Origin of the sequence: Arthrobacter halodurans (genome assembly GCF_041877255.1) — a bacterium.
GTDB classification, from domain to species: domain Bacteria; phylum Actinomycetota; class Actinomycetes; order Actinomycetales; family Micrococcaceae; genus Arthrobacter_N; species Arthrobacter_N halodurans.
In genome coordinates this window covers 457,329-465,864 of record NZ_JBHDLJ010000002.1, presented here as the reverse complement: position 1 = coordinate 465,864, position 8,536 = coordinate 457,329, and the positions used below count along the sequence as shown (strand labels likewise).

Annotated in this window: 7 protein-coding genes; 3 read left to right on the top strand and 4 right to left on the bottom strand. The window is 70.3% G+C overall.

The genetic code is table 11. The annotated features are described in order from the left end of the window. Window positions 1–401: 401 nt before the first annotated feature. Window positions 402–2,099, top strand: a complete 1,698-nt coding sequence (locus ACETWP_RS04545) for an ABC-F family ATP-binding cassette domain-containing protein (protein ID WP_373971007.1) — start codon at window positions 402–404, stop codon at window positions 2,097–2,099. A 142-nt stretch (window positions 2,100–2,241) separates the two neighbouring features. Here the strand turns inward: ACETWP_RS04545 and ACETWP_RS04540 are convergent, their stop codons facing one another. Further along, window positions 2,242–2,706 carry an Hsp20/alpha crystallin family protein gene (locus tag ACETWP_RS04540; protein WP_373971006.1) on the bottom strand — a complete coding sequence of 155 codons (465 nt, stop codon included), beginning with the start codon at window positions 2,704–2,706 and terminating at the stop codon, window positions 2,242–2,244. 247 nt (window positions 2,707–2,953) lie between these two features. On the opposite strand from ACETWP_RS04540, the gene ACETWP_RS04535 reads away from it, so the two are divergent. After that, window positions 2,954–3,313, top strand: coding sequence for a hypothetical protein (locus ACETWP_RS04535; protein WP_373971005.1), 360 nt, complete (start codon window positions 2,954–2,956; stop codon window positions 3,311–3,313). Here ACETWP_RS04535 and ACETWP_RS04530 read toward each other — a convergent pair. The 3 genes from ACETWP_RS04530 to ACETWP_RS04520 are packed head-to-tail and all read right to left on the bottom strand — an operon-like array spanning window position 3,310 to window position 7,563. Next, window positions 3,310–5,514: a dipeptidyl-peptidase 5 gene (locus ACETWP_RS04530; protein ID WP_373971004.1), complete on the bottom strand. Its 2,205-nt coding sequence runs from the start codon at window positions 5,512–5,514 to the stop codon at window positions 3,310–3,312. The genes ACETWP_RS04535 and ACETWP_RS04530 overlap by 4 nt on opposite strands. Before the next feature lie 22 nt (window positions 5,515–5,536). Beyond that, entirely contained in the window at window positions 5,537–6,598 is a 1,062-nt protein-coding gene (locus tag ACETWP_RS04525) for an amidohydrolase family protein (RefSeq protein ID WP_373971003.1), read from the bottom strand. Beyond that, window positions 6,595–7,563, bottom strand: coding sequence for an ABC transporter substrate-binding protein (locus tag ACETWP_RS04520; protein WP_373971002.1), 969 nt, complete (start codon window positions 7,561–7,563; stop codon window positions 6,595–6,597). The genes ACETWP_RS04525 and ACETWP_RS04520 overlap by 4 nt, the downstream gene beginning before the upstream one ends. Window positions 7,564–7,680: 117 nt before the next feature. On the opposite strand from ACETWP_RS04520, the gene ACETWP_RS04515 reads away from it, so the two are divergent. Next, window positions 7,681–8,460, top strand: coding sequence for an IclR family transcriptional regulator (locus ACETWP_RS04515; RefSeq protein ID WP_373971001.1), 780 nt, complete (start codon window positions 7,681–7,683; stop codon window positions 8,458–8,460). Window positions 8,461–8,536 lie beyond the last annotated feature (76 nt).

Below are 8,536 nucleotides of genomic sequence, written 5' to 3'. Positions count from 1 at the left end.
ACACCGCCGAGGACCCCACGGCAACCGGCGCCGCACCCGCGGGACAAGCCGCGAGACCGGCCGCGCCCGGAGCGCCGGGCGTTGCGGCGGGACTGTCGGGCGGGCAGGCGGGCCCCGCGGCCTCGCCGACGACGGGCGCCGGTTCAGGGGAGGAACCCGGCCCCGACACCGCCGCACGCACGGGATGCGCGGTGCCGTCCACGGGTTCGATAGCCATGAACCAAGATTAGAAGATCAGTATGATACTTTGGGTAATGAGGAACTCCTTGTGGAATACTTCTTCGATTAAGCCAAGGTGGAAGTCCACTGACGAGGAGCCGCGGGGCCGCCTGGGGCTACGGTCCGCCGCGAGGGCCTTGCATCCGCGATCCTCGCGGATTACCCGCCGATAGGATGGGCTGATGGGCCATATAGACGTCGCCGGGATCGACTACTTCCTTTCGGATGGATCACAACTGCTGAACGGCGTGTCCTTCAAGGTGGGGGACGGCAGCAAGACGGCACTCATCGGGCCCAACGGAACCGGCAAGACCACTCTCTTCAAGGTGATCGCGGGCGACTTGGTGCCCGACGCGGGCACGGTCGGCCGCTCCGGCAGCATGGGGATCATGCGCCAGTTTGTCGGACAGGTCCGCGATGAGTCGACGGTTCGGGACCTCCTGGTCTCGGCGGCGCCACGCGCGATCGCCGAGGCTGCCGCGGAACTGACGGCTGCCGAGGATGCGATGATCGCAGACCACTCGTCCCCGGCGGCGGAGGAGAAGTCGCAGATGCGCTACGCACAGGCGATTGTCGACTGGGGCGACGCCGGGGGGTACGAGCAGGAAACAGTCTGGGACGAGGTGTGCCTGTCATCCCTTGGCATCCCCTACGACCGCGCGCAGTACCGGGCGGCGTCCACGCTGTCGGGCGGCGAGCAGAAGCGGCTCGTCCTGGAGGCGCTCTTCTCTGGACCCGACGAGGTCCTGCTCCTCGACGAACCGGACAACTACCTCGATGTACCCGGGAAGCGCTGGCTAGAGGCGAAACTCAACGATTCGAAGAAAGCCGTGCTGTTCATCAGCCACGACCGTGAGCTGCTTAACGTCGCGGCGGAGCGCATCGTCACCCTGGAACCGGGAGTCAACGGTGCCGGAGCCTGGATCCACGGAGGCGGCTTCGGTTCCTACGTCGAGGCACGCTCGGACCGCAACGCCAGATTCGAGGAGCTGCGCAAGCGGTGGGACGAGGAGCATGCCAAGCTCAAGGAACTGGTGAACATGTACAAGAACAAGGCCGCGTTCCGCTCCGACATGGCCAACCGCTACCACGCCGCCCAGACGCGGCTCGCGAAGTTCCTGGAGGCCGGCCCGCCCGAGGCCCTGCCGATCGAGCAGAACGTGCGCATGCGGCTGCGCGGCGGCCGCACCGCCAAGCGCGCCGTGGTCGCCGAAAAGCTCGAGCTCACCGGGCTCATGAAGCCGTTCTCCACCGAGATCTGGTTCGGCGACCGCGTCGGCGTCCTCGGGTCCAACGGATCGGGCAAGTCGCACTTCCTCCGGCTGCTCGCCAACGGCGGCACGGACCCCGAGAAGGAACACGTGCCCGTGTCCGACGTCGTCATCGCCGAGGTGCCCCACAACGGCACCGTGCGCCTCGGCGCCCGGATTCGCCCGGGCTACTTTGCACAGACGCACGTCCGCCCCGACCTCGCCTCGCGCAGCCTGCTCGACATCCTTCACCGCGGCGACGAGCACCGTTCCGGGCTCGGACGGGAGGCGGCCTCCGGCGCGTTGGACGGCTACGGGCTCGCGGGCCAGGCCGAGCAGTCCTTCGACTCGCTCTCGGGCGGCCAGCAGGCGCGGTTCCAGATCCTGCTCCTGCAGTTGTCCGGGGCGACGCTGCTCCTCCTCGACGAGCCGACGGACAACCTGGATCTCCACTCCGGCGAGGCGCTGGAACGCGCCATCGACGCGTTCGAGGGAACAGTGCTGGCCGTGACGCACGACCGCTGGTTCGCGAAGTCCTTCGATCGCTTCCTGGTCTTCGGGTCCGACGGCCGGGTCTACGAGTCCGACGCGCCCGTGTGGGACGAAAAACGCGTCGAGCGCGCGCGGTAAAGGCCCGCCCCGCGCGCGTCGGGACGGACGCCGGCCCCGGCGCTCCCCAGCGTGGGAACACCGGAGCCGGACGTCGCCCGGGACTCCAGACTCATGGACTCCACCTCGATGTGGGCTTGGGGAGTCGCCGGGATGGAGGTGCCTAGGATTCGACCTGCCCCTTCGACGAGGGGGCGTCCTCCAGCTGTCCGCCTTCAACCATGCCGTCGCCGCCCGTCTCGATGACGATCTTGCGCGGCTTGGCGCTCTCCCGCACGGGGATCGTGACGCTGAGGACGCCGTTGTTGTAGTGGGCGGCGATGGCGCTGGTGTCGATGCCTTGGCCGAGGTTGAGCTGGCGGATGAAGCTGCCCCCGCGGCGCTCCCGCGTGATCCACTTGACGTTGTCGTTGGACGCCAGCGTGCGCTCCGCCCGGATGGTGAGCAGCTGCCCGTCGACGTCGACGTCGACCGACCCCGGGTCGATGCCCGGAAGGTCCGCGGTGAGGATGTAGTGGTCGCCCTCGCGGTACAGGTCCATCGGCATCTCGCGCAGCGCCGACCGTGTGTCGAGGAGAGCTCCGGCCATGCGGTCGAAGTCGCGGAACGGATCGAAGTTGTGTGCCATGTTAATCAACTCCTGGTGTGTCTGCCGCCGGCGTTGACCGGCCATTCTTGTGGGTTCGAGAGTTGAGCGCCCTCCGCTCAACTACTATGAAATTAGCACTCCCCCCGTGAGAGTGCCAGAGGGTTTCCGGCGTGTTCTTCGTGGGCGAACACCGGTGGCCGGGGTCGCGGCGGGTGGGGTCGCGGCGGGTGGTGTCCGTGGTCCTTCCTCAGGCCCCACACACAGGTTCGGACCCTAGAATGGGGGCATGCTCCGCTCAGCCCGTCTCTTCGCCGCCCTTCCCGCCGCAGCCGCCGTCGTCCTGCTCGCCGCCTGCGGCGACGTGGGCCAGGTCGCCCAGGATGCGGCCGAGAGCGCCGTGTCCCAAGTCGCCGCGACGGGCAAGGCGGAACTCACAAAGCAGATCTGCGCCCCCGTAACGGACGGGACGCTCAGCGCCGAGGACCTCACCCTGCTCACCGGGCTGGTCGACGCCGCCGACACGGCGGGGTTGCCGTCGGACATCACCGAACCGCTGGGGGAACTCGCCGCCGCCGGGGACCAGGCCCCCGAGGACGCCCTGCAGAAGCTCCGCGACGGCTGCGCGGACGCGGCCGAGGCCGGTTAGGGCACCCGCGAGGCCGTCCCGGCGACGAGCTCGATCTCCGCGACGTCGGCGTCGAAACCGAACACCCTCGCGTAGAACGCCAGTGTCAACTCGTACGCCTTCACGATGTTCTCGGCCCGCCGGAATCCGTGCTGTTCGCCCGCGAACAGCACGTACGCGTGCGGGATGCCCTTGGCGGCGAGCGCGTCGGCGAACGCCTGCGACTGGCTCGGCGGAACCACCCTGTCCTCGTCCCCCTGCAGCAACAGCACCGGGCAACTCAGGCCGTCCACGTGGTTCACGGGGGCCCGATCCCGGTAGAGCTCCCGGGCCTCGGGCCACGGCCCCACCAGCCCCTCCAGATACCGCGATTCGAAGTCGTGGGTGTCGGTGACGAGGGCCTCGAGGTCCGCGACGCCGTAGCGCGAGACGCCGGCGTCGAACGTGTCGGTCGAGGTCAGACACGCGAGCGCCGTCCAGCCGCCCGCGGAACCGCCCTCGATGGCGAGCCGGCGGCCGTCCGCGATGCCGGCGGCCACGAGTCCGTCCATCACGGCCACGGTGTCCGCGACGTCCACCACGCCCCACTGTCCCTTCAGCCGCTCGCGGTAGGCGCGGCCGTACCCGGTGGAACCGCCGTAGTTCACGTCGACCACGCCGATGCCGCGGCTCGTGTAGTACGCGATCCCCAGCGACAGCCCGGCGCGGGCCTGGCTCGTCGGGCCTCCGTGGACGAAGGCGACGAACGGCGGCAGCTCCCCCTCGAGACCCGCGTAGCCCGCCATCCGCGGGGCGTAGACGTTCGCGTAGACCGGGCCATCCGGCGTGGGAAACTCCATCGACCGCACCTCCGGGAGCAGATCCGGATCCGGCCGGTCCGCGAGGGCGAGCCGCACGTCCCGCACGGCGCCCGTTTCCAGATCGATCAGGCGGATGCCGTCGCCCGCGTCGAGCGTGGTGGAGGTGGCGAGCACCTCGAACCGCGGCGCCGCGCCGTCGCGCGCCCCACCCGGAGGGCCTTCGACGGGCGGGTCTCCGGCGGGCAGGTCTTGCGTGGGCAGGTCGCCGGCGTACGGATCTTGCGCGGGCAGGTCGCCGGCGTACGGATCTTGCGCGGGCAGGTCAGCGGCGGGCAAGTCTCCCGCGGGCCCCAGCGCGCGCACGGCCGCGGGCAGGGCGTGGGTGAAGGGCAGGTCGAGGTCGGTGAGGCGCCCGGATTCCACATCCAGGACCCCGAGCCGCATCCCGTGGGTCCCGTGGGCGACCAGCAGACGGCCCGCATCCAGGACCCGGTACCACGCGGTCCCGACCTGCCAGAGCGGCCCGGCGAACTCCTCCTCGAGGGGGCAGAGCGGCCGCGCGGGTCCCGCGCCGCCTTCCACGGACTGCGCGTAGAGGTTCCACCACCCGCTGCGGTCCGACACGAAAACGAGCGTCCCGTCGTCGAGCCATTCGGGCTGCAGCACGGACTCGGAGGCCGAGCCGGCGACGTCCCGCACGCCCGTCGCCACGCCGTCGCGCAGGTCGGCGACGCGCAGGACGGTCCCGTCCCACGGCATCTGCGGGTGCTCCCAGCAGATCCACGCGATGCGGCGGCCGTCGGGGCTGACGCGCGCGCCGGCGACGAAACGCGACGACGGCGTCACGCGGCGCAGCGCGCCGGCGTCGGCGGCCGCCGATCCGTCGAGGGGGATGGCGACGACGTAGCGCTCGATCCGTGTGCCGCGGTGGTCCTCGCACTGCGCCAGGAGCTCTACGGCGTCGGTCCCGTCGGCCCCGGCCGACCGCGTGAACTCGGCGAAGCGCAGGGCCGGGTCGCCACCGTCGGTGCCCGTGGAGACGGGCGTGAGCGGCCGCGGCCCGCCCCCCGCGGGATCCAACAGGTAGGCCCGCTGGTCCGCGAAGTTCACGAACACGAGACGATGCCGGCCGCCGAGTTCCACCGAGGCCCAGGGAGTTCCGCCGTATTCGTTCACGCGGCTGCGCACGTTGAACGGCGCTTTGACCAGTTCCCGGGGCTCGGCGCGTGCGGCGTCCCGCGCGGCCCCTCCGTACCGGGCCTGCGCGAGGATGGTCATCCGGCCGCCCTCGGCGGGGCGTCCCTCGAGCCACCACAGCTCGTCGCCCGCAAACCCGGGGGACCCCAACGGAACGGTGCCGACAGCGAGCTGCCGTGCGGTGATCGGGGATGGCCAGGAACCGTAGGCTGCGCGGAGGGTCATGGCCAGAGCCTACCGCCGCTCCTCAGAACGACAGCCCGAACACGTCCCGCGCCGTCGTTTCGAAGAACGCCTTCTTCTCCCCCGGGCCGATCGGCAGGTTGTCCTGCGCCACGACCTCCGAAGCGTCGAACTGGTACGGATAGTCCATCGCGTACATCACGCGGTCCGCGCCCACGACTTCCCGCGTGAACATGATGGCCGGTGCCCACGGCATGCCGCTGGTGGTGATCCAGATGTTGCGCCGGAAATACTCGGAGGGCTTCATCTCGAGCGGCTTCAGGAACTCGTAGCGGCCCGCGCCGATCTGCTTGTCGTACCGGTTGTCGATGCGGTGCAGCCAGAACGGCAGCGCCTCGCCGAGGTGCCCGACGACCAGCTTCAGCGTCGGCAGGCGGTCGAAGATGCCCGAGGTCACGATCCGCAGCAGATGGAGACCCGTCTCGACGCCGAACCCGTAGATGGAACCGTCGAGTCCGGCCTCGAGGAACGGCGCGATCATGGAGGCCGGCGGCGCGGTGGGGTGGAGGTAGATCGGCACCCCGAGCTCCGCCACCGCCTCGAGGATCGGGAAGAACTTCGGATCGTCGATGTACTCGCCGTTGATGTGGGAATTGAGGATGACGCCCTTCAACCCCAGCTCGAGCACCGCCCGGCGCAGCTCGCGCACCGCGGTCTTTGGGTCCTGGTAGGCGACCGCGGCGAGCGCCGAGAAGCGGTCGGGGTGCCGGGAGCAGGCCTCGGCGAGCCGGTCGTTCGCCAGGGCCGCGATGCGCCGCGCGTCGGGCGCGGACATCATCTGGGTGCCCGGGGCCGTCAGCGCCATCACCTGATGGTCGATGCCCGCGCCGTCCATGTCCGCGATCCGCAGGTCGCCGGCGTCCTGCAGCTTCTCGAGGACCGAGCGGGGGTGTGCCCCGGGGCTCAACGCGTAGTGTCCCACCAGGCTCCGGAACCCGGGGTCGTCCACGCTGCCGTCCCGGAGCTGGCTTCGGAACAGCTCGTACATCTCGGGAAGCGCGTAGGCCTCTTCCGTGGCGATCCGGAGGTAGCCGGGGTTCGGCTCCGGGCGCAGCGCGGCGCTCATTCCGCCACCAGCGCATCGATGTCGACCGCCTCGTCGAAGAGCCCGTACTCCACGGACTTCTCGTTCAGGAACTCAAGCGATTCGCGGCTGACTCCCGGCTTCCACTCGGGCAGGTTCATCGAGGTCGCCGCGGCCTCGCTGACCTTCGCGTACTCCGGCAGCGCCGCGCGGAATGCGTCCGGATCGCTCGCGATGGACGCGCTCGTGTCCTCGAGTCCCTGCCGGAAGGCCGCCACGACCTCGGGGTTCCCGTTCAGGTAGTCCTCCGTGGTGATGTACGCGCCGACCATCAACCCTGGCATCGACTGCGCGTAGGGGCTGAGGACCGCGCGGGCGCCGTCCTCGACACCCATCGTCACGAAAGGCTCGATCGACAGCGCGGCGTCGACGTGCCCCTGCTCCAGCGCGGGCAGCATGTCCGGCAGCCCCAGCTCAACGAACTCGATGCTCGAGGCGTCGGCCCCGAGGTTGCCCAGTGCCGCGCGTAGCGAGACCTCGCTGATGTTGGCGAGCGTGTTGACCGCGACCTTGCGCCCGGCCAGGTCCGCGACGTCCTCGATGTCGCTGTCCCCCGCGACAAGCACCTTCGAGAAGTCCAGCTCGGCGCTTTCGGCGGTTCGCGTTCCGGGAGCGATGACCTTCAGCGGAAGCCCCTTCGACGACGCGATGAGCACGCTGACCGCATTCGATCCCGCGAACTGGATGTTCCCGCTGACCAGCGCCGGGACCGCGGCGGCACCGCCGGCGCTGACGTCGACGTTGACGGTCAGCCCCCGGTCGGCGAAAAACCCCTGGTCGACGCCGTATTGGAGAAAGGCGGACGGCACGCCGGTCGTCTCGGCGACGTTCACGGTGGTCGGCGCCTCGGTGTCCGGACCGGAGGCGGGGGTTGCGGCCGGTGCCGCGCAGGACGTGAGGGCCAGCAGGGCGGCGACCCCGGCGGCGTAGAGGATGCGCTGGTTCATGGATGCGCCTCGCCATTTCTGTGAGTCGGGTGGTTCCGGAAGGGATGGATATGGTTCCGGGGCCCACGGTAGAACCGTATCCCGCAGGAGGGAACGAAACAGACGTACCATTCCTCTATGCGGAACGAACAGGAGGACACCGGGCGGCCTCCCCATCTCATCGGGTCCGTGGACCACGCGCTCACGGTGTTGCTGCTCCTGCAGGAACGCGGCGAGCTGCGGGTGCGCGACGTGGCCCGCGAACTCGGGGTGGCGCAGTCCACGGCGCACCGGCTGCTGGCCACCCTGGCGTGGCGCGGTTTTGTCGTTCAGGACCGCGGCGGGAGGACCTATCGGGCCGGGAACGTGCTCGTGGGCATCGCGCTGGCGTCGATCAAGGACCTCGACGTGCGGCGCCAGGCCCGGACGCACATGCAGCGCCTGGCCCGCGAGCTCCACGAGACGGTGAACCTCATCGTCCTCGAACACGGGGGTTGCCGCTTCATCGAGGGGGTCGAGGGCGACCGGATGGTGCGGGTGACACCACGGACGGGCACGTTGCTGCCCGCGTCGTCGACCTCCGGGGGAAAGGTCCTGCTGGCCGAACTCGACGACGATCGCGTCCGCGCCTTATTCGGCGATGGCCTGCGGACGCTCACGGACCGAACCATCCGCACCGTGGACGAGCTGCTGCGGGAGCTCGCCGCTGTCCGCTCCCGCGGCTTCGCGACGAATCTCGGGGAGACCGAGGCGGGCCTGCACGCGGTGGCCGTTCCGGTCCGCGACCGCTCGGGCCACGCGGTGGCGGCGCTCGCGGTCGCCGCGCCCTCGGGACGCCTGAACTCGCAGACGATCCCGGTGGCGCTGGAACGGCTGCGCTCCACCGCCGAGGCAATCCGGGCCGACCTCCTGTCGTAGGAGCCGAACCGGAGCGGCGTCCGGCGAGGGCCGGGTGCCCCGGCGCGCCACGGCGGCGGGCTTCCCCTCCGGGCCC